Here is a 24,721-nt window from a genome sequence, read left to right on the forward strand (position 1 = left end):
ACTCGGCGAACGCCGCTCACGGGGTCACGGGAGGCGGTGCAGCGGACCGGCTGCCTGCCGGAGCTCCCGGCCGGTCCGGGAGGGGCGGGCGGGCGGCCTCGGGAGCATTGCCCGGCGGGGACGGGTTCTCGGGGCGGGCGGCGGCCCCCTGGGGGGAGGGCGGTGCGAGGAGAATCCGGCCGAACGGCACCGGGACGTCCATCGAGACCTCCGGAGTACGGCCCCCGTGTCCCCCGCGAATCAGGTTACTCGTCGGCCCCGGTCAGCGCCCCGCGTGCGTACGGCCGTATCACCGGTCAGGCCGGAGGCGGGAACACAGGCGCCGGAGACCCCCCGCCCGGCCGCGGCGGCGCGCGTGAGCACGCAGACGCCCGACCCCGCGTCCCGAAGGCGACCGGTGCCGGGCCGGGGACCTGTACCGGCCCGGTCGCGGTGCGGCCCCTACCGGGCGGGCTCGGGCTACCCTGCTCGCAAGGCCCGAAGGGGGTGCTGCCGGTGTCCGGGCGACGACTGCGAGCCCTGCGCGCACTGAGTAACTCGGCGAAGGAGAGGGCCAGGACCGCCCGTCCGCCCCGGCCCGCCGCACCGCCGGCCGGGGAGGGCGAGGCCCCCCTGGAGCCGAGGATCGCGGACACCGCGGTCGCCGGTGTGAGCAGCGTGATGGACGCGGCCCTCTACCGCGACGGCCGGCGCATCGCGACGCCCTCCTCGCTCGCCGATGCGTACGCGCAGCTGCGCGCGGAGCCGGGCGCGATGGCGTGGATCGGGCTCTACCGGCCGAGCGAGGCCGAGCTGGTCTCGCTGGCGAAGGAGTTCGACCTCCATCCGCTCGCCCTGGAGGACGCGATCCAGGCCCACCAGCGCCCCAAGCTGGAGCGGTACGGCGAGACCCTCTTCGTCGTCCTGCGCGCCGCCCGCTACCTGGACGCCCCGGAGGAGGTCGACTTCGCGGAGCTGCACATCTTCGTCGGCCCCGGATTCGTCCTGACCGTCCGCCACGGCGCGGCCCCCGACCTGTCCGCCGTACGGCGCCGCATGGAGAGCAACCCCGAGCTGCTGACGCTCGGGCCCGAGGCGGTGCTCTACGCGATACTCGACACGGTCGTCGACGGCTACGCACCGGTCGTCGCGGGGGTCGAGAAGGACATGGAGGAGAGCGAGATCCAGGTCTTCGGCGGCGACCCCCAGGTCTCCCGCCGGATCTACGAGCTCTCCCAGGAGGTGCTGGAGTTCCAGCGCGCCACCCGCCCGCTCGTCCCCATGCTGGACGGTCTGCAGGCGGGCTTCGTGAAGTACGGCACGGACGAGGAGCTGCAGCGCTACCTGCGCGACGTGGCCGACCACGTCACACACACCATCGAGCGCGTGGACGGCTTCCGGCAGGCGCTCGGCGACCTGCTCACCCTCAACGCGACCCTCGTCGCGCAGCAGCAGAACGCCGAGATGCGGGCGCTGGCGGAGGCCGGCTTCGAGCAGAACGAGGAGATCAAGAAGATCTCCGCCTGGGCCGCCATCCTGTTCGCGCCCACGCTCGTCGGCACGATCTACGGCATGAACTTCGACCACATGCCCGAGCTGCACTGGCTGCTCGGCTACCCCTTCGCGATCATGCTGATGGGCGTGGTCTGCGTCAGCCTCTACCTGGTCTTCAAACGCCGCGGCTGGCTGTGAGGGCGCGCGGCCGGCGCGCCGCCCGGCTCAGATCCTGGGATGCGCAGGCACCCGGGTGACCTCCTCGATCTCGTGCGCCGCCTTGCCGAGGAGCTGACGGGCGAGGTCGTTGAGCGCCCTGGCCGCCGCCAGTTCCTCACCGACCCGTTCCTGCTCGGGGTCGGAGGGGTGCCGGCTGGCGTGACCGTGCGACCTGACCTCGGTGCCGTCCGGGAGCCGGAGCAGCGCGGCGGCCTTCGTCCGCGCGCCGTCCTCCCGGAAGTCCATCTCTATGTGCCATCCGACGAGGGTCTGCATGACGGAACACCTCCAGCGGTCCCGATGTCTCCTTCCAGCGTGCTCCCTATCGCGGAACTACTCCACCAGGGTGACGATGGAGCCAAAGGAAATCGGTCCACGCCCCAAGGAGGCGCCGTCATGACCACCGCACTGGACATCATGCACCCCGGCGCCATGTGCGTGGGGGAGCGGGAGAGCCTCACCGACGCAGCCCGGATCATGCGGGAGCAGGACATCGGCGCGCTGCCGATCTGCGGGGACGACGACGTGCTGGTCGGCATCCTCACCGACCGCGACATCGTGCTGAAGTGCGTCGCCGAGAAGCGCGACCCGTCCGAGGTCACCTGCGGGGAGCTCGCCATGGGACGGCCGCAGATCATCGAGGGCGACGAGCAGATAGAGCGGGTGCTGGAGCTGATGGAGGAGTACCGGGTGCGCCGCCTGCCGGTGATCGACCATCCCGCGCACCGCCTCATCGGCATGATCAGCGAGGCGGACGTGGCCCGCCACCTGCCCCAGGAACGGGTCGCCGAGTTCGTGTCGGCCGTCTGCTGCGACTAGGTCGCGACCCACGGCAGTGTGGACGGGGCGGTCACGGCCGCCCGATCCGGGCGAGCGCCTCGTCCACGCTCGGCACCGGCCGCAGGGCGTTCAACAGCCCGGTGGCACGCAGGACCTTGAGGGTCGGGGGCCGGGAGCAGACGAACTGCACCCGCCCGCCGTTGCCGCGGACCCGGCTGCGGACCCGGCAGAGCACGGCGAGTCCGGAGCAGTCGATGAAGTCGACGGAACCCAGGTCGACGACAAGGCCCTGGCCGGGCGAGCGGGTCAGCTCGTCGAGCGGCGGAGTGATCTCCATTGCCGCGACGATGTCGATCTCCCCGCTGAGTTCGGCCACGACGCACCCGTCGATCGTGCGGGTACGCAGGTACGGGCTCACCGCAGCATGAGATCACCGGGCCGATGAGCCGACCAACGCGCCAAGGTCCACTTCACTCGATCGAGTGAGATCTACGAAAGCCGCAAACCCCCTGTTCAGAGGGGGGAAGGGCGGCACCCGGCGTTGCCGCCGGGGTGCGCTCAGATGTCCCGGAGGACGGCGTTCAGCCGGTCCCGGGTGGCCTCGGGGGAGAGACTGTCCGCGCGGAGCTTCGCCATGACGACGCGGTACTGGTCGACCTCCTCGCGCTTGTCGATGTACATCGCCCCGGTGAGCTGCTCGACGTACACGACGTCGGGGACGTCGGACTCCGGGAAGGTCAGCTGGGTGAAGGTGCCGCTGGCGCCCGCGGAGTACCCGGTGAACTCCAGCGGCAGCAACTGCACCGTCACATTCGGCTGCTCCGAGGCCTCGACCAGGTGCGCGAGCTGAGCCCGCATCACTTCCCGCCCGCCGAACCTGCGGAGCACCACGGCCTCGTCCATCACTGCCACGATCTGCGGGGCGAGCTCCGAGGTGAGCAGCTTCTGGCGCTTGTGCCGCAGGTCGAGCCGGCGTTCCACCTCGTCGGCGGGGGCGTCCGGGTGACCCAGCTCGATGACGGCGCGGGTGTAGTCGTCGGCCTGCAGCAGGCCGTGCACGAACTGCGTCTCGAAGGAGCGGATGACCGAGGCGGACTCCTCCAGACCCACGTACGTCTGGAACCACGCCGGCAGGACGTCGCCGAAGCCGTGCCACCAGCCGGCGACGTTCGCCTCGCGCACCAGCCCGAGCAGCCCGGTGCGCTCGGCGTCGTCGGTGATGCCGTAGAGGGTGAGCAGGTCGGCCACGTCGCGCTCCTTGAAGCTCACGCGCCCGAGCTCCATGCGGCTGATCTTCGACTCCGACGCGCGGATCGAGTAGCCCGCGGCCTCACGGGTGATGCCCTGCGCCTCGCGGAGCCTGCGCAGCTGCGAGCCAAGGAGGATGCGGCGCACCATGGATCCGCTCCCCGACTGCACTGTGGTCATTTGCGCCTACCTTCTCCCCGTGGCATCCAGCAGTCTGCCATCTTCGTGCTGCGTTCAGTACTCGATCGGTCACTCTCGATCGTCACTTCCGCCCCACCTGCCTCGCGTCATGCAAATGCACGTGCATCCGCCCCTTGCATCGGCCACCGGCCGTACGGGACGATGACGTACGTGCCGATACCGGGTGGTGCGCATGTGGACTGAGAGCTCGGCCGGGCTGCAGCCCTTATGGGACGGGCTGGTTCCGGAGCGCCTTTCGTCATCGAGCGCCACCTCGTGCCCGCTGCCGCCGCGTTTCGAAGCGGTCGGCGACGCACGAAGATTCGCGCGGACGACCCTCCGCGCCTGGGATCTCGAGGAACTCCAGGACGGCATCGAACTGGTCGCCTCGGAACTGGTGACGAACGCCCTGCGCTACGCACTGCCCCAGGACGCGGCCCACGGGTGCGTCAGGCTCAGCCTGGTCAGATGGTCAACGCGCGTAGTCTGCGCGGTGCGTGACCCCAGCAGCCACGGGCCCGTCGCCAAGGCCCCCGACTTCGTGGCCGAGTCCGGGCGCGGGCTGCATCTGGTGGAGTCCTTCAGCGAGACCTGGGGCTGGCATCCCCTGACCACCGCGGGGAAAGTCGTCTGGGCCCTCTTCCGCATGCCCGGACAGCACGACGGCCCGTCACATTGAGCCGTGGCGGGGACGACCGCGGTCAGTTCGCCACGAAATGATCGAACTCCCCGTTCTTCATCCCCACGATGAGGGATTCGATCTCCGCCTTCGTATATATCAGCGCGGGTCCGTCCGGAAAACGCGAATTGCGCACGGCCACTTCCCCGTCCGGAAGCGCGGCCAGCTCCACGCACTGTCCGTTCGCATTGCTGTGCCGGCTCTTCTGCCACACCACTCCTCGGAGATCGGACGCGGCCATGCCGTTGTACGTGTGGCGCATGCTTCTCTCCAGATAAGTGCCGTGCAGGACAGGGGAGATGATAGCCAGAGACGAAGTCACGTGCATCTGCACGTGCAAGTGCACGTGCAGTCACTCAGGGTGAATGCAGCGGCCAATGAAGAGCCAACGAACCGCCCGACGGAATTGCTCCCACCGCATGCGACGGCCCCGCCCGGGAATCGGATTCCCGGACGGGGCCGTTTAATGCCGGAGGTACCCGGAGCCGCCTACGTCACTCCTGACCGGCGGGAACGGTGCCGAGCCGGCCGGCCTTGAAGTCGTCGAAGGCCTGGGCGAGTTCCGCGTGGGTGTTCATCACGAACGGGCCGTACTGCATCATCGGCTCACGGATCGGCAGCCCGCCCAGAAGGACGACCTCGAAGTTGGGGCTGCGCGAATCCTGGGTCTCGTCGGCACGGATCGTGAGGGAGTCCCCGCGTCCGAAGACGACCGCCTGCCCCATCCGGAAGGCCCGGCCCTCCGGGCCCGCGGTGCCGCGGCCGGACAGGCCGTACGCCAGGGCGTTGAAGTCCGCGCGCCAGGGCAGCGTGAGCTGGGCGCCCGGGTTCACCGAGACGTGCAGCATGGTGATCGGGGTGTGCGTGGCGCCCGGGCCCTGATGCCCGTCGATGTCACCGGCGATGATCCGGATGAGCGCGCCGCCGTCCTCCGACGCCAGCAGCCTGACGCTGCCGCCGCGGATGTCCTGGTACTTCGGCGCGATCATCTTGTCCTTGGCGGGCAGGTTGACCCACAGCTGCAGACCGTGGAACAGGCCGCCGCTCATGACCAGCGCCTCGGGCGGGGTCTCGATGTGGAGCAGGCCGCTGCCGGCGGTCATCCACTGCGTGTCGCCGTCGGTGATGGTGCCGCCGCCGCCGTGGGAGTCCTGGTGGATGAAGGCGCCGTCCATGATGTAGGTGACGGTCTCGAAGCCGCGGTGCGGGTGCCAGGGCGTTCCCTTGGGCTCTCCGGGCGCGTACTCCACCTCACCCATCTGGTCCATCATGATGAACGGGTCGAGGTTCTTGTAGTCGATGCCCGCGAAGGCGCGACGGACGGGGAAGCCCTCCCCCTCGAAGCCGCTGGGGGCGGTGGTCACCTGCAGCGCACGCCGCTGCACCGCGTCGGCGGGGGCGTGAACGCGCGGCAGGGTCAACGGGTTCTCGACGGTCACTGCGGGCATGGCCAGGATCCTCCTCGGATTGTTCAACGTTCAACATAGTTGAACTCTGAACTTCCCGCAACCATTCCCCGGCCTTTGTCCGGTTTCCGTGGGATCAGGGCCGTATCAGCCGTACATCCGCCGCATGGTGAACTCCACCATCTGCTCGACCGCCTTCGCGTCGAACACCATCCGGTGCTCGCCCTCCATGTCCAGCACGAAGCCGTAGCCGGTCGGCAGCAGGTCCAGCACCTCGGCACCCGTGATCACGAAGTACTTGGACTCCTTGCCGGCGTAGCGCCGCAGCTGCTTCAGCGAGGAGAACATGGGGATCACTGGCTGCTGCGTGTCGTGCAGCGCCAGGAAACCGGGGTTGTCACCGCGCGGGCAGTACACCTTGGACGTGGCGAAGACGGCCTGGAAGTCCTCGGCCGACATCGAGCCCGTCGTGAAGGCGCGGACCGCGTCCGCCAGCGAGGGCGGTGACGGCTCGGGGTAGCTCGCACCCATCGGCGCACCGCCCATCGGCGGCGCGGCCCCTGCCATCCCGTTCTGGTCGTAGCCGTACACGGCACACAGCGTATCGGGCCGCTAGCCCGCCATGGGAGCCTCGTGGAGTTCGAACCAGATCGCCTTGCCGTCGCCCAGCGGATCCACGCCCCAGGCGTCCGCCATCTCCTGCAGGAGCAGCAGTCCGCGACCGGAGGCGGCCATCTCGCCCGGGGTGCGGCGGTGCGGCATCCCGTCGCTGCGGTCGGTCACGTCGACCCGCAGCCGCCGGACGCCCGGGACGCCGAGCAGCTGCGCGCCCAGCACCGCGTCGTCGTCGGTGTGCAGCAGCACGTTCGTGACCAGCTCCGACACCAGCAGCACGGCCGCGTCCACCTGGTCGCCGGACGTCCAGTCGTGCAGCAGCGCGCGGACCTCCTCCCGGGCCGCCCGCAGCTGACGGGCGTCGGTCTGGGCGACGGTGAGCACGCTGCGCCGCACCGGGGCTTCGCGGTGCGCCCCCACGGGGTCGCGCCGCACCAGCAGCAGCGCGACGTCGTCCTCACGGCGGTCGGCGAGCGGGCCGGTCAGATGGTGCGAGGCCAGGCCGTGCACCATCTCCACCAGGGCGTCGGCGAGCGCCTCCAGCCCGTCGTCGACCGCGTCCTCCAGCACCGGGCGGAGCCTTTGGAACCCGGAGTCCAGGTCGTGGCCACCGGTCTCGATCAGGCCGTCCGTGCAGATCAGCATCGTCTCGCCGGGCTCCAGGGCGAGCCGCGTGGTCGGGTAGTCGGAGTCGGGGGCGATCCCCAGCGGCAGGCCGCCGGCCGTGCGCCGCACGATCGTCGTGCCGTCCGCGAGCCGCACGACGGGGTCCAGGTGCCCGGCCCGCACCACGTCCAGGGTCCCGTCCACCGGATCGACCTCCATGTAGAGGCAGGTGGCGAAGCGGGCGTCCTCACTCTCGGCGGAGCACTCGGTGAGCCCGGCCAGGAAGCGGGACGTCCGGGACATCACCGCGTCAGGGCGGTGCCCCTCGGCCGCGTACGCGCGCAGGGCGATGCGCAACTGCCCCATCACCCCCGCCGCGCGGACGTCATGGCCCTGCACGTCGCCGACGACCAGCGCCGTGCGCCCCGACGGCAGGTCGATCACGTCGTACCAGTCGCCGCCCACCTGCAGTCCGCCACCGGTCGGCACATAGCGGGCGGTCAGCGTCATCCCCTCGACGTACGGCCGCCGTCGCGGCAGCATCGCGCGCTGCAGCCCGTCGGACAGCTCCCGCTCGGACTCGTGCAGATGCGCTCTGGACAGCGCCTGGGCGAGCATCCGGGCGACGGTGGTCAGCACCGACCGCTCGTCCGGGGTGAAGGCGACGCGTTCCCGGAAGCAGGCCATCCACGCGCCGATCGTGCGTCCCGCGGCGACCAGCGGCAGATACGCCCAGGACGACCGCCCGAAGTCCCGCACCAGCGGCCATGTGGCCGGGAAGCGCTCCTCGTACGCCCGCGGGCTCGGCAGATAGACCGCACGGCCGGTGCGCACCACCACCGCCGCCGGGTACTCCGCGGCGAGCGGCATGTCCAGGAAGGGCACCTCGTCGCCGGGCTGCTGTCCGTGGAACCCGATGGCGCGCAGCCGCTCGCCCTGGACACCGAAGACGGCGAGGCCGTCGGGGGAGAACCCCGGCATGGACAGGTGGGCCGCCACGCGGAGCACCTCCTCGGTGCTGTCCGCCTCCGCCAGCGCCCGGCCCGCGTCCAGCAGGAAGGCCTCGCGGGACCGCCGCCAGTCCGCGGGGGCGGCCGGTGCCGCCCCGGTGGGCCGGGTGCCGGTGCCCGCGCCGGCGATCGCGTGCGCCGCGGGCGCCTCCTGCAGCGTGCCCATGATCTCCTCCGGCCGGCCGGCGGCAGAGGGGAGCCCGAAGGTGCGCATCACCACGGTGCGGACGACCCGTCCGTCCTCCCGGACCACGCGCAGCAGGGACTCCGAGGAGGTGCCCTCGGCCATCGCCAGGGCGACCGCCGCCGACATGTCCACGTAGTCGGAGGCGTGGTAGCAGGCCCTGGTCACCCCCGAGTGGACCTTCTGCGGCCGGGGCGGAAGCCCTATCAGCCCGGCGCTCACGGCGTCGAGCTCCACCATGTCGGTGGCGCTGTCCCAGCGCCAGACGCCCGTGCCGAGCGAGGCCAGCACGTCCTCGATGCGCATTCGCATAGTTTATGGTTCTTCGCCGCTTTCATACGAATGGGGTCGGGCGCGCGTACCCCCGTAGACTGGGGAGGCCTCATCCCCGAAATCAGACGACTTGGATGAACGATGCATCGGTACCGGTCCCACACCTGCGGTGAGCTGCGCGCCACCGACGTAGACGCGGAAGTGCGCCTGAGTGGTTGGCTGCACAATCGCCGGGATCTGGGCGGCATCCTGTTCGTCGATCTCCGGGACCACTACGGGGTGGTCCAGCTCGTGGCCCGCCCGGGCTCGCCCGCGTACGAGGCACTGAGCCACCAGTCCAAGGAGTCGGTGCTCCGCGTCGACGGACGCGTGGTCGCCCGTTCGGGGGAGAACGTCAACCCCGACCTGCCCACCGGCGAGGTCGAGGTCGAGGTCTCCGAACTGGAGGTGCTCGGCGCCGCCGACCAGCTGCCGTTCCCGGTCTTCCCGGAGGACAACGCGAACGAGGAGATGCGGCTCACCAACCGCTTCCTCGACCTGCGCCGTGCCCGCATGCACCGCAACATCATGCTGCGCACCCAGGTCATCAGCTTCCTGCGCCGTGAGATGACGGCGCTCGGCTTCAACGAGCTGGCCACGCCTATCCTGTCCGCGACCTCCCCCGAGGGCGCGCGTGACTTCCTGGTGCCCTCCCGCGTGCACCCGGGCACCTTCTACGCGCTGCCGCAGGCCCCGCAGCAGTTCAAGCAGCTGCTGATGATCGCGGGCTTCGACCGCTACTTCCAGATCGCGCCCTGCTTCCGCGACGAGGACAGCCGCGCCGACCGCTCGCCCGGCGAGTTCTACCAGCTCGACGTCGAGATGAGCTTCGTCGAGCAGGAGGACGTCTTCGGGGTCATCGAGAAGGTCATGACCGACCTCTTCGAGGAGTTCGGCGGCGGCCGCCACGTGACCTCGCCGTTCCCGCGGATCCCGTTCCGCGAGTCGATGGTCAAGTACGGCAACGACAAGCCCGACCTGCGCGCCCGCCTGGAACTGGTGGACGTCTCGCCGGTCTTCGCCGACTCCGGCTTCAAGGCCTTCGCCGGCAAGCACGTCCGCGCCCTGCCGGTGCCCGACACCGCCGAGCAGCCGCGCAAGTTCTTCGACAACCTCGGCGACTACGCCGTCGAGCAGGGCGCCAAGGGCCTGGCCTGGGTCCGGGTCGGCGACGACCTGACCCTCACCGGCCCGATCGCCAAGTTCCTCACCGAGGACGACGTCAAGGCGCTGCTCACCGCCGTCGACGCCAAGCCCGGCCACGCGATCTTCTTCGGCGCCGGCGAGTTCGACGAGGTCTCCAAGATCATGGGCGCCGTCCGGGTCGAGGCCGCGAAGCGGGCCGGCCAGTTCGAGGAGAACGTCTTCCGCTTCTGCTGGATCGTCGACTTCCCGATGTTCGAGAAGAACGAGGACACCGGCCAGGTCGAGTTCTCCCACAACCCGTTCTCCATGCCGCAGGGCGGCCTGGAGGCGCTGGAGACCAAGGACCCGCTGGACATCCTCGCCTGGCAGTACGACATCGTCTGCAACGGCGTCGAGCTGTCCTCCGGCGCCATCCGGAACCACGAGCCCGCGATCATGTACAAGGCCTTCGAGATCGCCGGCTACGACCGGGACACCGTCGAGCACGAGTTCGGCGGCATGCTCCGCGCCTTCCACTTCGGCGCCCCGCCGCACGGCGGCATCGCCCCGGGCGTCGACCGCATGGTCATGCTCCTCGCGGACGAGCCCAACATCCGCGAGACCATCGCCTTCCCGCTCAACCAGAACGCCCAGGACCTGCTCATGGGCGCCCCGAGCACGGTCGACGAGGCGCGGCTGAAGGAGCTGCACCTCGCGCTGCGGCTGCCCCCGGAGAAGAAGGCCTGACCCCCGCCCGCGGGGTATGACGCCGAAGGGCCCGGAACCTCGCGGTTCCGGGCCCTTCGGCGTCATACCCGGGTCGCGCGCCGCCCCACCGTCAGCGAGGCGACGGGCCCGACGCTCAGCCGTCCTGGGCGACGAGCGCGACCACCGGGTGGGCGGGGTCGCTGTCGTCGACGGCGACACCGCGGTTGTAGGCGCCGTGGCCCGCGGCGGCGGGCACGTGGTCGCCGGCGTAGCGGGCGTGCGCGAGGCCGCCGGCGGCGCGGCGGCAGGGGTCGGCGGGGGGCTCGCCCACGCGCAGTGCCTGGACGTCGGGGCCGAGCGCGCCGAAGCCGGATGCGGAGAGGAACTGCTTCAGGCCGGCGGCCGTGGTGCGGAAGCGCAGTTGGAGGTCGTGCTGACCGGACAGCCCGCCGCCCTGTGCGAGGTAGTGCACGTCCTGCGGGTCGTCCGGCAGCCGCAGGCCGAAGCGCCCCGCGGCCTGCTCCAGCGTGACGTTGCTGCCGCGGCACGCGCCGTCCGGTCCCGGGGCGGCGCCGGAGCGGCGGTCGTCCGAACCGGTCAGGGAGACGGCGAGGATCACCCCGGCCACCACCAGCACCAGGGTCAGGCCCACCGCGAGGATCAGCACCAGCGGGGACCTGTCCCTGGTCGTGGCGGGCATCAGGCGGCCTCCGGCTCCCCGCCGAAGCGCTCCCGGTAGGACTCCAGGTCCTCCTCGGTGATCTTGGCGAAGAGCACCGGCGGCACGCTGAAGGACGTCCCGGCCGGGACGGCGGCCAGGGCGCGGGCCTCCTCGGGGGTGACCCAGACGGCGGTGTCGTCCGCCAGGTCGAAGGCACCGCGCATGGCGGCGGCCGTGGCCGGGATGAAGGGCTCGGAGACGACCGCGTAGAGGTGGATCAGGTTCATGGCCGTGCGCAGGGTCAGGGCGGCGCCGTCGGCGTCCGTCTTGATCTCCAGCCAGGGGGCCTTCTCCTCCAGGTAGGAGTTGCCGGCGCTCCACAGGGCGCGCAGCGCCTGCGCCGCCTTGCGGAACTGCAGGTCCTCCATGTGGCGCTCGTACTCGGCGAGGAGCTCGGCGATCTGCTCGCCGAGGCGCCGCTCGGCCTCCCCGGCCTCCTTGCCCGCCGGCACCTCGTCACCGAAGCGCTTGCGGGAGAAGGACAGCACGCGGTTGACGAAGTTGCCGAGGGTGTCGGCGAGGTCCTTGTTGACCGAGGCCGCGAAGTGCTCCCACGTGAAGGACGTGTCGTCGGACTCGGGCGCGTTCGCGATCAGGAAGTAGCGCCAGTAGTCGGCGGGCAGGATCTCCAGGGCGGCGTCGGTGAAGATGCCGCGCCGCTGCGAGGTGGAGAACTTGCCGCCGTAGTAGTTCAGCCAGTTGAAGGCCTTGACGAAGTCGACCTTCTTCCACTTGTCGCGGGTGCCCAGCAGCGTGGCCGGGAACATCACGGTGTGGAAGGGGACGTTGTCCTTGGCCATGAACTCGGTGTAGCGGACCTCGGTGTCGACGTCGTACCACCACGAGCGCCAGTCGCGCGCCTCGCCCTGGGGCGCGGCGTCCGACCACTCCTTGGTGGCGCCGATGTACTCGATCGGGGCGTCGAACCAGACGTAGAAGACCTTGCCCTCGGCCGCCAGCTCCGGCCAGGTGTCGGCCGGCACCGGCACGCCCCAGTCCAGGTCGCGGGTGATGGCGCGGTCCTGCAGGCCCTCGGTCAGCCACTTGCGGGCGATGGAGGAGGCGAGCGTCGGCCAGTCCTTGCCGTGCTCGTCGACCCAGGCCTCGACCTCGTGGGAGAGCTTGGACTGGAGCAGGAAGAGGTGCTTGGTCTCGCGGACCTCCAGCCGGCTGCTGCCGCTGATCGCGGAGCGCGGCTCGATCAGGTCGGTCGGGTCCAGGACGCGGGTGCAGTTCTCGCACTGGTCGCCGCGGGCCTTGTCGTAGCCGCAGTGCGGGCAGGTGCCGACGATGTAGCGGTCGGGCAGGAAGCGCTCGTCGTCCAGGGAGTACACCTGGCGGATGGCGCGCTCCTCGATGAAGCCGTTCTGCTTCAGCTCGCGCGCGATGGCCTGGGTGATCTCGACGTTCTGCGGCGAGGAGCTGCGGCCGAAGTAGTCGAAGGAGAGCGCGAAGCCGTCGTAGACCGCCTTCTGCGCGTCGTGCTGCTGGGCGCAGAACTCGGCGACCGGCAGCCCGGCCTCCTGCGCGGCGAGCTCGGCCGGGGTGCCGTGCTCGTCGGTGGCGCAGATGTAGAGGACCTCCTGGCCGCGCTGGCGCAGATACCGGGAGTAGACGTCGGCCGGGAGCATGGACCCCACCATGTTGCCCAGGTGCTTGATCCCGTTGATGTACGGAAGGGCGCTGGTGATGAGGTGTCGAGCCATTGCCGGCTGCTCCCAAGTCGCTACTGCGGGTGAGGAATTCCTCTACGGACCGTCAATATCGTATCCGACCGCCGCGGGCCACCCGTTCGCCTTTTCCGGCATGCGGACAGCGGGCCCCCCGTGATCCGCTGGGCAGGTGGACGCGCCCCTTCTGCCGGCATCCGCGCGACGGACGGCCGCGTGGTGCGCCGTCGTGCTGCTGGTGGCCGGCGTGGGCGCGCTCGTGGTCTGGCTCGTCGTCACCTTCGCGGCGGTGGTCACGCCCGTCCTGCTGGCCCTGCTGGGCAGCGCCCTGCTGGGCCCGCTCCACCGGCGGCTGCGGGCCGCCAAGGTGCAGCGGTCGGCGGCCGCGGCGCTGACCTGCGTGGCGCTGGTGGTCTTCGTCGCGGGCGTGGGGTTCGTGGTCGTCCACAGCCTGCTGGAGACCGGGGACGAGATCGTGGCCTCGCTCAAGGAGGCGGCCCGGAAACTTCTGCCGCGCCTGGGCGCGTCGGGGGCCTCGCTGAACGACACCATCGACAGCCTCAAGTCCTTCGCCACCAAGTACGGGGCCCGCGCCGCCTCCGGGGTGGTGTCCGGGATCAGCATCGTGGGGCAGCTCATCGCCACCGCCGTGCTGGCGCTGCTGCTGACCTTCTTCTTCCTGCGCGACGGCGCCCGCTTCCCCGCGCTGCTGCGCGAGGCCGCCCCGGACGGCACCGGTCCCCTGCTGGAGCGGATCGCCCACCGCGCCTTCGCCGCGGTCCAGGGCTTCATGCGGGGAACGACCGTGATCGCGCTGATCGACGCCGTGCTGATCGGCATCGGCCTGCTCATCCTGCGGGTCCCGGGGGCGGCCGGCCTGGCCGCCCTGGTCTTCGTCGGCGCCTACATCCCGTACCTGGGGGCGCTCATCTCCGGCGCGGCGGCGGTGCTCGTCGCGCTCGCGGACCGGGGGTGGGTGATCGGCCTGTGGGCCCTGGGCGTGGTGCTGGCCGTGCAGGTGCTGGAGGGGCACGTGCTGCAGCCGATCGTGCAGAGCCGCACGGTGCACATGCACCCCGCGCTGGTCCTGCTGGCGATCACCGCGGGGGCGAGCCTGGCGGGCATCCTCGGGATGCTGCTCGCGGTGCCGATCGCGGCGGCCGCCTTCGGGTCCCTGGACGAACTGCGGCACCGGGAGACGGGGACTCCTCCGGACGTCGAAGGTCCTCCGTCACATCCGGCCGGGTAGGGGTTGTTTTTATTACCGACGGGTAGCATCATTACCGATCGGTAAGTGATAAAGCTGCGAGGACTGGCACCTTTCCCGCCGTCCGACCGACCCCGACGGAGCCGTCGCCATGGGCCACTACAAGTCAAACCTTCGCGACATCGAGTTCAACCTCTTCGAGGTCCTCGGACGCGACACGCTGTACGGGACCGGCCCGTTCACCGACATGGACGTCGAGACCGCCAAGGACATCCTGTCCGAGGTCGCGCGCCTGGCGGAGAACGAGCTCGCCGACTCCTTCGCGGACGCCGACCGCAACCCGCCGGTCTTCGACCCGTCGACCAACACCGCCCCGGTGCCGGACTCCTTCAAGAAGAGCTACAAGGCCTTCATGGCCTCCGAGTACTGGCGCCTGGGCCTGCCCGAGGGCATCGGCGGCACCACCGCACCGCCGTCCCTGATCTGGTCGTACGCGGAGCTGATCCTCGGCTCCAACCCGGCCCTGTGGATGTACTCCTCCGGCCCGGCCTTCGCCCGCATCCTCTTCGAGGAGGGCAACGAGGTCCAGAAGAAGATCGCCGGGATCGCGGTCGAGAAGACCTGGGGCTCCACCATGGTCCTCACCGAGCCGGACGCCGGCTCGGACGTGGGCGCCGGCCGCGCCAAGGCCGTCGAGCAGGAGGACGGCTCCTGGCACATCGAGGGCGTGAAGCGCTTCATCACCTCGGGCGAGCACGACATGGAGGAGAACATCCTCCACTACGTCCTCGCCCGCCCCGAGGGCGCCGGCCCCGGCACCAAGGGCCTGTCCCTCTTCCTCGTCCCCAAGTACCTCTTCGACTTCGAGACCGGCGAGCTGGGCGAGCGCAACGGCGTCTACGCCACCAACGTCGAGCACAAGATGGGCCTGAAGGCCTCCAACACCTGCGAGATGACCTTCGGCGACAAGCACCCCGCCAAGGGCTGGCTCATCGGCGACAAGCACGACGGCATCCGCCAGATGTTCCGCATCATCGAGTTCGCCCGCATGATGGTCGGCACGAAGGCGATCTCCACCCTCTCCACCGGCTACCTCAACGCGCTGGAGTACGCCAAGGAGCGCGTGCAGGGCCCGGACCTCGCGCAGTTCATGGACAAGTCCGCGCCCAAGGTCACCATCACCCATCACCCCGACGTGCGCCGCTCGCTGCTGACGCAGAAGGCCTACGCCGAGGGCATGCGCGCCCTGGTCCTCTACACCGCCTCCGTCCAGGACGCGATCGCCGCCGCCGAGGCGGCCGGCGAGGAGGAGAAGGGCCTCGGGGCGCTCAACGACCTGCTCCTGCCGATCGTCAAGGGCTACGGCTCCGAGAGGGGCTACGAGCAGCTCGCGCAGTCCCTGCAGATCTTCGGCGGCTCCGGCTTCCTGCAGGAGTACCCGATCGAGCAGTACATCCGCGACGCCAAGATCGACACCCTCTACGAGGGCACCACCGCGATCCAGGGCCAGGACTACTTCTTCCGGAAGATCGTCCGCAACCAGGGCACCGCGCTCACCGCCCTCTCCGAGGAGATCAAGAAGTTCCTCGCCGAGGCCACCGGTGGCGAGGAGCTCTCCGCGGCCCGCGAGCAGCTCGCCAAGGCCGCCGTGGACCTGGAGGCCATCGTCGGCAAGATGCTGAGCGACCTCGCCGCCACCGAGCAGGACGTCAAGAACATCTACAAGGTGGGCCTGAACACCACCCGCCTGCTGATGGCGTCCGGCGACGTGGTCGTCGGCTACCTGCTGCTCAAGGGTGCGGCCGTCGCCGCCGCGAAGCTGGCCGCCGGCGCCTCCGCCAAGGACACCGCCTTCTACACCGGCAAGATCGCCGCCGCGAGGCACTTCGCCGCCGAGGTCCTGCCCCAGGTGTCCGTCGCGCGGTCCGTCGCCGACGGCGTCACCCTCGACGTCATGGACCTGCCGGAAGAGGCGTTCTGACCCGGCCCTGACCGGTTCCGGCCGGGACCGGTACGGCGAAGACGGCCCGCTCCTCCCACGGGGAGCGGGCCGTCGCGCGTCCTTATGCTTGAAGCATGAACCCTCAGCCCCACTTCGGCCGCGGCCACACCGACGACCTCGCAGCTTTCCTCACCGCCAGCCCGTCGCAGTACCACGCGGTCGCGAGCGCCGCCGAGCGTCTGGAGAAGGCCGGATTCCAGCAGGTGGCGGAGACCGAGGCGTGGGGCGCCGAGGCCGGCGGCAGGTACGTGCTGCGGGGCGGCGCGATCATCGCCTGGTACGTGCCCGAGGGCGCAGGACCCGCCACCCCCTTCCGGGTGGTCGGCGCGCACACCGACTCCACCAACCTGCGCGTCAAGCCGCGTCCCGACTCCGGCTCCTTCGGATGGCGCCAGATCGCCGTCGAGATCTACGGCGGCGCCCTCCTCAACACCTGGCTCGACCGCGACCTCGGTCTGTCCGGTCGGCTGGTGCTGCGTGACGGGACGACGACGCTGGTCAACGTGGACCGGCCGCTGCTGCGGGTGCCGCAGCTCGCCGTCCACCTCGACCGCGGTGTCAACGACAACGGCCTCAAGCTCGACAAGCAGCGCCACATGCAGCCCGTCTGGGGCCTGGGCGAGGTCAACGAGGGCGACCTGATCGCGTTCCTCGCGGAGGAGAGCGGCGTGGCCGCCGCCGACGTCGTCGGCTGGGACCTGATGACCCACGACGTCCAGCCGCCCGCCTACCTCGGCCGCGACCGCGAGTTCCTGGCCGCGGGCCGGCTCGACAACCTGCTCTCGGTGCACGCCGGCACCGCCGCCCTGGCCGCCGTCGCCGGGGCCGACCTGCCCTGCATCCCCGTGCTGGCCGCCTTCGACCACGAGGAGACCGGCAGCGAGTCCGACACCGGCGCCCTCGGCCCGCTCCTCGGCAACGTCCTGGAGCGTTCCGTCTTCGCCCGGGGCGGCAGCTACGAGGACCGCGCCCGGGCCTTCGCCGGCACCGTGTGCGCCTCCGCCGACACCGGCCACGCGGTCCACCCCAACTACGCCGAGAAGCACGACCCGACGCACCGCCCGATGCCCAACGGCGGCCCGATCCTCAAGGTCAACGTCAGCCAGCGCTACGCCACCGACGGCACCGGCCGCGGCATCTTCGCCGCCGCCTGCGAGCGGGCCGGTGTGCCCTGGCAGTCCTTCGTCTCCAACAACGCCATGCCCTGCGGCACCACCATCGGCCCCATCACCGCCGCCCGGCACGGCATCACGACCGTGGACGTCGGCGTGCCGATCCTCTCGATGCACTCCGCGCGCGAACTGTGCGGCGCCGACGACCCGTTCCTGCTGGCCGGCGCCCTGAAGGCGTTCCTGGAGGGCTGAACCGCGGCCCCGCCGGTGAAGTCCGCCCCCCAGGAGCGGACTTCACCGGCATCCGGCGGTCATGAGTTCGCCGCCCCGGGGTACACGGGTTCTACGAGTCCGTAGACCCAACCCAGTTCGGAGGCGGACATCATGGGCATCGGCGGTTGCATCGGCCTGATCGCGGTGGGGGCCATCCTCACCTTCGCGACCGACTGGCACATGGCCGGCGTCAATCTGGACCTGGTCGGCCTGATCATGATGGCGGTCGGCGTCATCGGCCTGGCCGCGTACATCAGCATCTTCAAGAAGCGCCGCGTCGTGGAGCCGATGCCGGTGATGGACGAGCGGGCCCGCAACTACCCGCACGTGTGACGGACGTGCGGGCGCGTCAGGCGTCCATCCCGGCGAGCACCAGGGCCAGCCGGGTGTCCCCCTCGGGCGTCAGCCGGACGGGGACACCCCAATCCTGCTGGTGCACATGGCAGGCCGGGAACTCGTTGTCCGGGTCGTCGTCGCACGACGCGGCCATCGCGGAGACGTGGAGCACCCCCTCGCCGACGTCGCCGTTCAGGACGACGTCGCGGAAGAGGTCCGTGCCCTTGCCCTCCCCCTCCAGCAGCAGCTCCGGGGGCGTCGCGCCGACCAGCAGCCGCGTCGACGGGCCGTAGCGCTCGTCGAGCTTCTGGCCGGCCGGGGCGGAGAACACCACGTCCAGCCGCAGCGGCCCCGGCGCCACATCGGTCGCGGGCCGCTGCGTGCGGTGCGCCGCGCCCTCGACCCGCACCGCGTCCTCCGGCAGGCGCAGCCGCGTCAGACGGTGGCGCGCGGACTCCACCACCACGATCTCCCCGCCGTCCAGCACCGCGCCGGACGGCTCCCGCAGGTCCGTGGCGAGCGTGGTGACCTCGCCGGTCGCCGGGTCGAAGCGGCGCAGCGCGTGGTTGTACGTGTCGCTCACCGCGACCGAACCGTCGGGCAGCGCGGTCACCCCGAGCGGATGCTGCAGCAGCGCCTGCTCCGCGGCCCCGTCGCGGTGACCGAAGTCGAACAGCCCGGTGCCGACGGCGGTACGCACCGCGTACCCCGCGCCGTCCGCGCTCCGCTCCACCCAGCGCAGCGCGCTGGTCTCGGAGTCCGCGACCCACAACCGGTCGCCCGCCGCCGCCAGGCCCGACGGCTGAGCGAACCACGCCTCCTCCGCCGGTCCGTCGACCAGCCCCTCGTTGGTCGTGCCCGCCGCCACGGCGACCGTCCCGTCCGCCGGGTCGTACGCCCACAGCTGGTGGACGCCGGCCATGGCGATCCACACCCTGCCGTCCCACCACGCCACGTCCCACGGCGACGACAGGTCGGTCCCGAGCGCCGGGCCCGAGGTCGCCGACCCCTGCCACCACTGCCTGCCGGTGCCGGCCACCGTCTCCAGGGCCCCGCTCGCCGGGTCGAACGTCCGCAGCCGGTGGCCCACCGTGTCCGCGACGACCACGGTGCCGTCCGGCAGCAGCGCCAGCCCCTGCGGCTCGTTGAAGTCCCCCGGGCCGCCGATCCGCCGTACGACGGTCTCCCCGTCCGGCTCCATCTCCACCAGCTGGTGCCGGGTCGAGTCCGACACCAGCAGGTTCCCCGACGGCAGCCGCAGCGCCTTCCCCGGGAACCGCAGGTCCGTCGCCACCGGTTCCGGGGCCACGTACGGGCCGTCCCCGCGGCGCAGCGTCCCCTTCGCCGCGTGCTCGGCCTCCAGCTCGGTGACCAGCGCCTCCAGCGCGTGCGCGTGCCCCTCCCCGGAGTGCTGGGCGACGACGTACCCCTCCGGGTCGATCACGGTCAGCGTGGGCCACGCGCGCACGGCGTACTGCTTCCACGTCGTGAGCTCCGGGTCGTCCAGCACCGGGTGGTGCACCCCGTACCGCTCGACGGCGTCGACGACCGCGTCGTGCTCCGCCTCGTGCACGAACTTCGGCGAGTGCACGCCGACGATCACCAGGGTGTCGCGGTGCTTCTCCTCCAGCTCGCGCAGCTCGTCCAGGACGTGCAGGCAGTTGATGCAGCAGAAGGTCCAGAAATCAACGATGACGCACTTGCCCCGCAGGTCGGCGAGAGTGAGATCCCTGCCCCCGGTGTTGAGCCACCCGCCCTTCCCGACCAGCTCGGGGGCGCGGACACGGGCACGGCGGGGCTTGGTGGCGGACGCGGAGGCGGAATCGTTCATGCTTCAAGGGTGCCATCCGCCGTGCCGCGCCCGATCACGGCGAGGACGGGCTCAGGGGCGCAGGTCGCTCACGGCGTCCGTGGTGGCGACCAGGCCGGAGTGGATGGTGGGGGCGAGGCTGGAACTGGCGAGGCAGAAGCCGAGAAGGACGCACAGGATCGCGTGGGAGACCTTCAGCGACTTCGCCCGGAGCAGGATGAGCGTGATCACGACCAGGAGCAGGACCACGGAGATGGATACCGCCATGGCCGTATGACGTCACAGATCGCCGCCGGGTTGGGGGCGACACGCGCGGGAAGGGCCCGGACGCACAAACGTCCGGGCCCTTCCCGTTGCCGTGTCCGGGCGGCTCAGGCCCAGGTGATCAGGCGCTTCGGGTACTCCAGGACCGCCGCGACGTCGGCGAGGAACCTGGAGCCGAGCTCGCCGTCGACCAGGCGGTGGTCGAAGGAGAGCGCGAGCGTGGTGACCTGGCGGGGCTTGACCTTGCCCTTGTGGACCCAGGGCATCTCCTTGACCGCGCCGAAGGCGAGGATCGCGGACTCCCCGGGGTTGAGGATGGGCGTGCCGGTGTCGACGCCGAAGACGCCGACGTTGGTGATGGTGACCGTGCCGCCCTGCATGTCGGCCGGCGAGGTCCTGCCCTCACGTGCCGTGGCGACCAGGTCACCGAGGGCGGACGCCAGTTCGGGCAGGGTCTTGGCCTGGGCGTCCTTGATGTTGGGGACGATCAGGCCGCGCGGGGTGGCGGCGGCGATGCCCAGGTTGACGTAGCCCTTGTGGACGATCTCCTGGTTGGCCTCGTCCCAGGCGGCGTTGATCTCCGGGTTGCGGCGGACCGCGACCAGCAGCGCCTTGGCGACCAGCAGCAGCGGGCTGACCTTGAGCCCGGCGAAGGCCGGGTCGGTCTTGAGCTCCTGGACGAGCCGCATGGTCCGGGTGATGTCGAAGGTGACGAACTCGGTCACGTGCGGCGCGGTGAAGGCGCTGGCGACCATGGCCGCGGCCGTCGCCTTGCGGACGCCCTTGATCGGGACGCGGGTCTCCAGCGCGCCTGCGGCGGCCGGGGCGGTCGGAGCCGGTACCGCCTGCGCGGCGACGGGCACCTGCGCGGGGGCGGCCGGCGCGGCGGCGGGGGCCACCGCCCTCTGGACGTCCTCGCGGGTGATCGTCCCCTGCGGCCCGGTCGGGGCGACCGTGGCCAGGTCCACTCCCAGGTCCTTGGCGAGCTTGCGCACCGGCGGCTTGGCCAGCGGGCGCACCTCGGCGGGGGCGAAGGAGGCGGCGGCCGCCGGGACCGGGGCCACCGCGGCCGGGGCGTGGCCGTTCAGCTCGCCCTGGACGGCCTGCCGGGCAGGGGTCTGCGCCGGCACGGCGGGCTGCCTGCGGGGCCGGCGCTTGGTCGACGAGGCGGCGACGCCGTAACCGACCAGCACGGGCTGACGCTTCTGCTCCGGCTCCGCGGCGGGGGCCGGCGCGGCGGCCGGCTCCGCGGCGGCCTCGGCGGCCGCTTCGCCGGCGTCACCCTCGCCGGTGTCGACCGCGATGATCACGGTGCCGACGTCGACGGTCTCGCCCTCGGGGAAGCGCAGTTCGTGCACCACCCCGTCGAACGGGATCGGAAGCTCGACCGCGGCCTTGGCGGTCTCCACCTCGCAGACGACCTGGCCGTCGGTGACGGTGTCGCCGGGCTTGACGTACCACTTGAGGATCTCGGCCTCGGTGAGTCCCTCGCCGACGTCCGGCATCTTGAACTCACGGAAGCGCTGCGGTGCTGCCACTGTCGTCACAACCCTCTCCTCAGAACGCCAGCGAGCGGTCGACGGCGTCCAGCACCCGGTCCAGGCCGGGCAGGTACTCCTCCTCCACCCGGGCCGGCGGGTACGGCGCGTGGAAGCCGCCGACCCGCAGCACGGGGGCCTCGAGGTGGTAGAAGCACCGCTCGGTGATGCGGGCCGCGATCTCCGCGCCCATGCCGAGCTGCACCGGCGCCTCGTGCACGACGACCAGGCGGCGGGTCTTCTCCACCGACGCCTGGACGGCGTCGAAGTCCAGCGGGGACAGCGACCGCAGATCCACGACCTCCAGGCTACGACCCTCCTCGGCGGCCGCGGCGGCCGCTTCCAGGCAGACCTTCACCATGGGGCCGTACGCGGCCAGGGTGAGGTCGGTGCCCTCCAGGGCCGTGCGGGCCTTGTGGAGCGGGGCGGGGATGCCGTCGGCGTCGACCTCGCCCTTGTCCCAGTAGCGGCGCTTGGGCTCGAGGAAGATCACCGGGTCGTCGGAGTCGATCGCCTGCTGCAGCATCCAGTAGGCGTCCTGCGGGGTCGACGGGGAGACGACCTTGAGTCCGGCGGTGTGCGCGAAGTACGCCTCGGGCGACTCGCTGTGGTGCTCGACGGCGCCGATGCCGCCGCCGTAGGGGATGCGGATGACGACCGGGAGCTTGATCTTGCCCAGGGCGCGCGCGTGCATCTTGGCGAGCTGGGTGACGATCTGGTCGTACGCGGGGAAGACGAAGCCGTCGAACTGGATCTCCACGACGGGCCGGTAGCCGCGCAGGGCCAGGCCGATCGCGGTGCCGACGATGCCGGACTCCGCGAGCGGGGTGTCGATCACCCGCTGCTCGCCGAAGTCCTTGTGCAGCCCGTCGGTGATCCGGAAGACGCCGCCGAGCTTGCCGATGTCCTCACCCATGAGGACGACCTTGGGGTCGGTCTCCAGGGACTTGCGCAGCGCCTCGTTGAGGGCCTTGGCGATGGTCATCGTTGCCATGGTCAGTGACCCTCCGTGCTGTCCGCGAACGACGCCTGGTACTCGGCGAACTGGGCGCGCTCCTCGTCGACGAGCGCGTGCCCGTCGGCGTAGATGTTCTCGAAGATCGACATCGGGTCGGGGTCGGGCATGGCGCGCACGGCCTCGCGGACCCGCTTGCCGAGCGCCTCGCTCTCCGCCTCGACACCGGCGAAGAAGGCCTCGTCGGCGATGCCGTCCTTCTCCAGGTAGCTGCGCAGCCGCAGGATCGGGTCCTTGTGCTCCCACTGCTCGCGCTCCTCGTCGAGGCGGTAGCGGGTGGGGTCGTCGGACGTGGTGTGGGCGCCCATGCGGTAGGTGAAGGCCTCGACGAGCATCGGGCCCTGGCCGGAGCGGGCGTGCTCCAGGGCGGCGCGGGTGACCGCGAGGACCGCGAGGACGTCGTTGCCGTCGACCCGCACGCCGGGGAAGCCGAAGCCGGCGGCGCGCTGGTAGATCGGGACGCGGCTCTGCTTCTCGGTGGGCTCGGAGATCGCCCACTGGTTGTTCTGGCAGAAGAAGACCACGGGAGCGTTGTAGACGGCGGCGAAGGTGAAGGCCTCCGCGACGTCGCCCTGGCTGGAGGCACCGTCGCCGAAGTAGGCGATGACGGCGGAGTCCGCGCCGTCCTTGCTGATGCCCATGGCGTAGCCGGTCGCGTGCAGCGTCTGGGAGCCGATCACGATCGTGTACAGCTGGAAGTTGTTCTCGTTCGGGTCCCAGCCGCCGTGGTTCACCCCGCGGAACATCCCGAGCAGGTTGACCGGGTCCACGCCGCGGCACCAGGCGACGCCGTGCTCGCGGTAGGTGGGGAAGACGTAGTCGTCCGGCCTGGTGGCCCGCCCCGAGCCGATCTGTGCGGCCTCCTGGCCCAGCAGGGACGCCCACAGACCCAACTCGCCCTGCCGCTGCAGGGACGTCGCCTCCGCGTCGAAGCGGCGGGTCAGGACCATGTCCCGGTACAGACCACGCAGCTCTTCGGGGCTCAGGTCGATGGAGTACTCACTGTGCTGGACGCGCTCGCCCTCGGGGGTCAGGAGCTGTACCAGCTCCGGCTCGCCCTCACGGCGCTTCGCTCCACCGCGCGCGCCCGTACGGGGCGTACGGGGCTTCGCGGCAGTGCTTTTCACGCTCACGCTTGCTCCTCCGTCTGTCCGGCCCCCGGGATCCGCCGGCGGCCAGTGCGGCTCCTGCCCGACTCGTCGCGGCGCACGGGGTGTGTGCGGCACGGCCGAGCCGGGAGTGTTGGTCGACCCGGCAGGAGGCCCTGCGAAGTGAACGTTACCCACACCTTCCGCTTTCGCGCGAAGGGTGTTCTACCTGCGGTTTTGTTTGGATTTCCTAGTAAATGGGCGTTCTCGCAGGCCACCGGGACAACGGCACGGTATCCCGAGGATCGATTCTGCGTAAGAGGTCGGCGCGGGTCGCGTGTGCAACGCTGAACTTGTGACCGAAAAGTCGGGAATCACGGTTTTCCTACTGGACGACCACGAAGTCGTCCGGCGCGGGGTGCACGAGCTCCTCGCCGCCGAGGACGGGATCGAGGTCGTCGGCGAGGCCGGCACGGCCGCCGAGGCGCTGGCCCGGATCCCCGCCGTCCGCCCCGACGTGGCGGTCCTGGACGTCCGGCTGCCGGACGGCAGCGGAGTCGAGGTGTGCCGGGAGATCCGCTCCTCCCAGCCGGGGATCGCGTGCCTGATGCTCACCTCCTACGCGGACGACGAGGCCCTCTTCGACGCCATCATGGCGGGCGCCTCGGGCTACGTGCTCAAGGACATCCGCGCCAGCGACCTGGTCGGCGCCGTACGGGATGTCGCCCGGGGCCGGTCGCTGCTGGACCCGGTCGCCACCGCGCGCGTCCTGGAGCGGCTGCGCGGCGGCGGGGAACGCCAGGAGGGCCGCCTCGCCGATCTGACCGACCAGGAGAAGCGGATCCTCGACCTCATCGGCGAGGGGCTCACCAACCGGCAGATCGGCGACCGGCTGCACCTCGCCGAGAAGACGGTCAAGAACTACGTCTCGTCCCTGCTCGCCAAGCTCGGCATGCAGCGGCGCACCCAGGCCGCCGCCTACGTCGCGCGGCTGCGCAGCGGCGGCTCCACGGGGACGGGCACGGGAGCGGGTCCCGGGCCGCCCGGATCCTGACCACGCGCGGCCCGCCACGGCGAAACACGTACCAGTCCGTATGCCGGACGCGCACTGCCTGCGCATACGTCTTGTATCTATGATGT

23 protein-coding genes are annotated in these 24,721 nt (G+C 71.1%); 9 read left to right on the forward strand and 14 right to left on the reverse strand.

All coding sequences use genetic code 11. From position 1 onward, the window contains the following. Positions 1–495: 495 nt before the first annotated feature. Positions 496–1,671, forward strand: a complete 1,176-nt coding sequence (locus PV342_RS10690; RefSeq protein WP_400799887.1) for a magnesium and cobalt transport protein CorA — start codon at positions 496–498, stop codon at positions 1,669–1,671. A gap of 27 nt (positions 1,672–1,698) precedes the next feature. Here the strand turns inward: PV342_RS10690 and PV342_RS10695 are convergent, their stop codons facing one another. Then, entirely contained in the window at positions 1,699–1,968 is a 270-nt protein-coding gene (locus tag PV342_RS10695) for a DUF1876 domain-containing protein (protein ID WP_400799884.1), read from the reverse strand. A 120-nt stretch (positions 1,969–2,088) separates the two neighbouring features. Here PV342_RS10695 and PV342_RS10700 point away from each other — a divergent pair, with 120 nt between their 5' ends. Further along, positions 2,089–2,511, forward strand: coding sequence for a CBS domain-containing protein (locus PV342_RS10700; protein WP_018559127.1), 423 nt, complete (start codon positions 2,089–2,091; stop codon positions 2,509–2,511). Between the two features lie 31 nt (positions 2,512–2,542). On the opposite strand, the gene PV342_RS10705 is transcribed toward PV342_RS10700, so the two are convergent. Beyond that, positions 2,543–2,890, reverse strand: a complete 348-nt coding sequence (locus PV342_RS10705) for an STAS domain-containing protein (RefSeq protein WP_400799881.1) — start codon at positions 2,888–2,890, stop codon at positions 2,543–2,545. 140 nt (positions 2,891–3,030) lie between these two features. Beyond that, positions 3,031–3,900, reverse strand: a complete 870-nt coding sequence (locus PV342_RS10710; protein WP_089227505.1) for a Sco1979 family transcriptional regulator — start codon at positions 3,898–3,900, stop codon at positions 3,031–3,033. Between the two features lie 193 nt (positions 3,901–4,093). On the opposite strand from PV342_RS10710, the gene PV342_RS10715 reads away from it, so the two are divergent. After that, positions 4,094–4,579, forward strand: a complete 486-nt coding sequence (locus tag PV342_RS10715; protein ID WP_500316771.1) for an ATP-binding protein — start codon at positions 4,094–4,096, stop codon at positions 4,577–4,579. A gap of 22 nt (positions 4,580–4,601) precedes the next feature. On the opposite strand, the gene PV342_RS10720 is transcribed toward PV342_RS10715, so the two are convergent. From PV342_RS10720 to PV342_RS10735, 4 genes are all read right to left on the reverse strand, one after another. After that, positions 4,602–4,841 (reverse strand): DUF397 domain-containing protein, encoded by a 240-nt coding sequence (locus PV342_RS10720; RefSeq protein ID WP_026251013.1) that lies wholly within the window; start codon positions 4,839–4,841, stop codon positions 4,602–4,604. 232 nt (positions 4,842–5,073) lie between these two features. After that, positions 5,074–6,027, reverse strand: a complete 954-nt coding sequence (locus tag PV342_RS10725; protein ID WP_361002941.1) for a pirin family protein — start codon at positions 6,025–6,027, stop codon at positions 5,074–5,076. A gap of 105 nt (positions 6,028–6,132) precedes the next feature. Next, the gene (locus PV342_RS10730; RefSeq protein ID WP_018559133.1) at positions 6,133–6,576 is read right to left on the reverse strand and encodes an SseB family protein; all 444 of its coding nucleotides are present in this window, start codon (positions 6,574–6,576) and stop codon (positions 6,133–6,135) included. A gap of 21 nt (positions 6,577–6,597) precedes the next feature. Continuing rightward, positions 6,598–8,706, reverse strand: coding sequence for an ATP-binding SpoIIE family protein phosphatase (locus PV342_RS10735; protein ID WP_500316773.1), 2,109 nt, complete (start codon positions 8,704–8,706; stop codon positions 6,598–6,600). Positions 8,707–8,814: 108 nt separating this feature from the next. Between PV342_RS10735 and aspS the strand changes: the two genes are divergently transcribed. Then, complete coding sequence (gene aspS, locus PV342_RS10740) at positions 8,815–10,584, forward strand: aspartate--tRNA ligase (RefSeq protein ID WP_361002947.1); 1,770 nt, start codon at positions 8,815–8,817, stop codon at positions 10,582–10,584. A 115-nt stretch (positions 10,585–10,699) separates the two neighbouring features. Here aspS and PV342_RS10745 read toward each other — a convergent pair whose 3' ends face one another. Further along, positions 10,700–11,245 carry a hypothetical protein gene (locus PV342_RS10745; RefSeq protein WP_400799868.1) on the reverse strand — a complete coding sequence of 182 codons (546 nt, stop codon included), beginning with the start codon at positions 11,243–11,245 and terminating at the stop codon, positions 10,700–10,702. Then, positions 11,245–12,972, reverse strand: coding sequence for a methionine--tRNA ligase (gene metG, locus PV342_RS10750; RefSeq protein ID WP_500316774.1), 1,728 nt, complete (start codon positions 12,970–12,972; stop codon positions 11,245–11,247). Before metG ends, PV342_RS10745 begins: the two co-directional genes overlap by 1 nt. Positions 12,973–13,108: 136 nt before the next feature. Between metG and PV342_RS10755 the strand changes: the two genes are divergently transcribed. The 4 genes from PV342_RS10755 (at position 13,109) to PV342_RS10770 (ending at position 17,863) form a co-directional block, all read left to right on the forward strand. Beyond that, positions 13,109–14,185 carry an AI-2E family transporter gene (locus tag PV342_RS10755; RefSeq protein ID WP_500316775.1) on the forward strand — a complete coding sequence of 359 codons (1,077 nt, stop codon included), beginning with the start codon at positions 13,109–13,111 and terminating at the stop codon, positions 14,183–14,185. A 109-nt stretch (positions 14,186–14,294) separates the two neighbouring features. Further along, positions 14,295–16,124: an acyl-CoA dehydrogenase gene (locus PV342_RS10760; protein ID WP_500316777.1), complete on the forward strand. Its 1,830-nt coding sequence runs from the start codon at positions 14,295–14,297 to the stop codon at positions 16,122–16,124. 95 nt (positions 16,125–16,219) lie between these two features. After that, positions 16,220–17,509 carry a M18 family aminopeptidase gene (locus PV342_RS10765; RefSeq protein WP_329186814.1) on the forward strand — a complete coding sequence of 430 codons (1,290 nt, stop codon included), beginning with the start codon at positions 16,220–16,222 and terminating at the stop codon, positions 17,507–17,509. A 132-nt stretch (positions 17,510–17,641) separates the two neighbouring features. Continuing rightward, entirely contained in the window at positions 17,642–17,863 is a 222-nt protein-coding gene (locus PV342_RS10770) for a hypothetical protein (protein WP_018559143.1), read from the forward strand. A 16-nt stretch (positions 17,864–17,879) separates the two neighbouring features. On the opposite strand, the gene PV342_RS10775 is transcribed toward PV342_RS10770, so the two are convergent. The 5 genes from PV342_RS10775 to pdhA all read right to left on the reverse strand — a co-directional run bounded on the left by PV342_RS10775 (position 17,880) and on the right by pdhA (position 23,626). Beyond that, the gene (locus PV342_RS10775; RefSeq protein ID WP_500316778.1) at positions 17,880–19,697 is read right to left on the reverse strand and encodes an NHL domain-containing thioredoxin family protein; all 1,818 of its coding nucleotides are present in this window, start codon (positions 19,695–19,697) and stop codon (positions 17,880–17,882) included. A gap of 51 nt (positions 19,698–19,748) precedes the next feature. Then, the gene (locus PV342_RS10780) at positions 19,749–19,943 is read right to left on the reverse strand and encodes a hypothetical protein (protein ID WP_018559145.1); all 195 of its coding nucleotides are present in this window, start codon (positions 19,941–19,943) and stop codon (positions 19,749–19,751) included. Positions 19,944–20,047: 104 nt separating this feature from the next. Continuing rightward, a complete protein-coding gene (locus tag PV342_RS10785) occupies positions 20,048–21,445 on the reverse strand; it encodes a dihydrolipoamide acetyltransferase family protein (RefSeq protein ID WP_400800069.1) in 1,398 nt (465 codons plus the stop codon). A 52-nt stretch (positions 21,446–21,497) separates the two neighbouring features. Then, complete coding sequence (locus PV342_RS10790) at positions 21,498–22,472, reverse strand: alpha-ketoacid dehydrogenase subunit beta (protein WP_400799853.1); 975 nt, start codon at positions 22,470–22,472, stop codon at positions 21,498–21,500. A gap of 2 nt (positions 22,473–22,474) precedes the next feature. Beyond that, positions 22,475–23,626: a pyruvate dehydrogenase (acetyl-transferring) E1 component subunit alpha gene (pdhA, locus tag PV342_RS10795; protein ID WP_018559148.1), complete on the reverse strand. Its 1,152-nt coding sequence runs from the start codon at positions 23,624–23,626 to the stop codon at positions 22,475–22,477. 310 nt (positions 23,627–23,936) lie between these two features. On the opposite strand from pdhA, the gene PV342_RS10800 reads away from it, so the two are divergent. Continuing rightward, positions 23,937–24,635 (forward strand): response regulator, encoded by a 699-nt coding sequence (locus PV342_RS10800; RefSeq protein WP_361000557.1) that lies wholly within the window; start codon positions 23,937–23,939, stop codon positions 24,633–24,635. Positions 24,636–24,721 lie beyond the last annotated feature (86 nt).

Origin of the sequence: Streptomyces sp. PA03-3a, from assembly GCF_033792735.1 — a bacterium.
Lineage (GTDB): Bacteria > Actinomycetota > Actinomycetes > Streptomycetales > Streptomycetaceae > Actinacidiphila.

Coding starts and splice junctions, on each gene's coding strand:
- PV342_RS10695 (WP_400799884.1), bottom strand. CDS start 1,968: ATGCAGACCCTCGTCGGATGGCACATAGAGATGGACTTCCGGGAGGAC.
- PV342_RS10700 (WP_018559127.1), top strand. CDS start 2,089: ATGACCACCGCACTGGACATCATGCACCCCGGCGCCATGTGCGTGGGG.
- PV342_RS10710 (WP_089227505.1), bottom strand. CDS start 3,900: ATGACCACAGTGCAGTCGGGGAGCGGATCCATGGTGCGCCGCATCCTC.
- PV342_RS10715 (WP_500316771.1), top strand. CDS start 4,094: ATGTGGACTGAGAGCTCGGCCGGGCTGCAGCCCTTATGGGACGGGCTG.
- PV342_RS10720 (WP_026251013.1), bottom strand. CDS start 4,841: ATGCGCCACACGTACAACGGCATGGCCGCGTCCGATCTCCGAGGAGTG.
- PV342_RS10725 (WP_361002941.1), bottom strand. CDS start 6,027: ATGCCCGCAGTGACCGTCGAGAACCCGTTGACCCTGCCGCGCGTTCAC.
- PV342_RS10735 (WP_500316773.1), bottom strand. CDS start 8,706: ATGCGCATCGAGGACGTGCTGGCCTCGCTCGGCACGGGCGTCTGGCGC.
- aspS (WP_361002947.1), top strand. CDS start 8,815: ATGCATCGGTACCGGTCCCACACCTGCGGTGAGCTGCGCGCCACCGAC.
- PV342_RS10745 (WP_400799868.1), bottom strand. CDS start 11,245: ATGCCCGCCACGACCAGGGACAGGTCCCCGCTGGTGCTGATCCTCGCG.
- metG (WP_500316774.1), bottom strand. CDS start 12,972: ATGGCTCGACACCTCATCACCAGCGCCCTTCCGTACATCAACGGGATC.
- PV342_RS10760 (WP_500316777.1), top strand. CDS start 14,295: ATGGGCCACTACAAGTCAAACCTTCGCGACATCGAGTTCAACCTCTTC.
- PV342_RS10765 (WP_329186814.1), top strand. CDS start 16,220: ATGAACCCTCAGCCCCACTTCGGCCGCGGCCACACCGACGACCTCGCA.
- PV342_RS10770 (WP_018559143.1), top strand. CDS start 17,642: ATGGGCATCGGCGGTTGCATCGGCCTGATCGCGGTGGGGGCCATCCTC.
- PV342_RS10775 (WP_500316778.1), bottom strand. CDS start 19,697: ATGAACGATTCCGCCTCCGCGTCCGCCACCAAGCCCCGCCGTGCCCGT.
- PV342_RS10780 (WP_018559145.1), bottom strand. CDS start 19,943: ATGGCGGTATCCATCTCCGTGGTCCTGCTCCTGGTCGTGATCACGCTC.
- PV342_RS10785 (WP_400800069.1), bottom strand. CDS start 21,445: ATGCCGGACGTCGGCGAGGGACTCACCGAGGCCGAGATCCTCAAGTGG.
- PV342_RS10790 (WP_400799853.1), bottom strand. CDS start 22,472: ATGGCAACGATGACCATCGCCAAGGCCCTCAACGAGGCGCTGCGCAAG.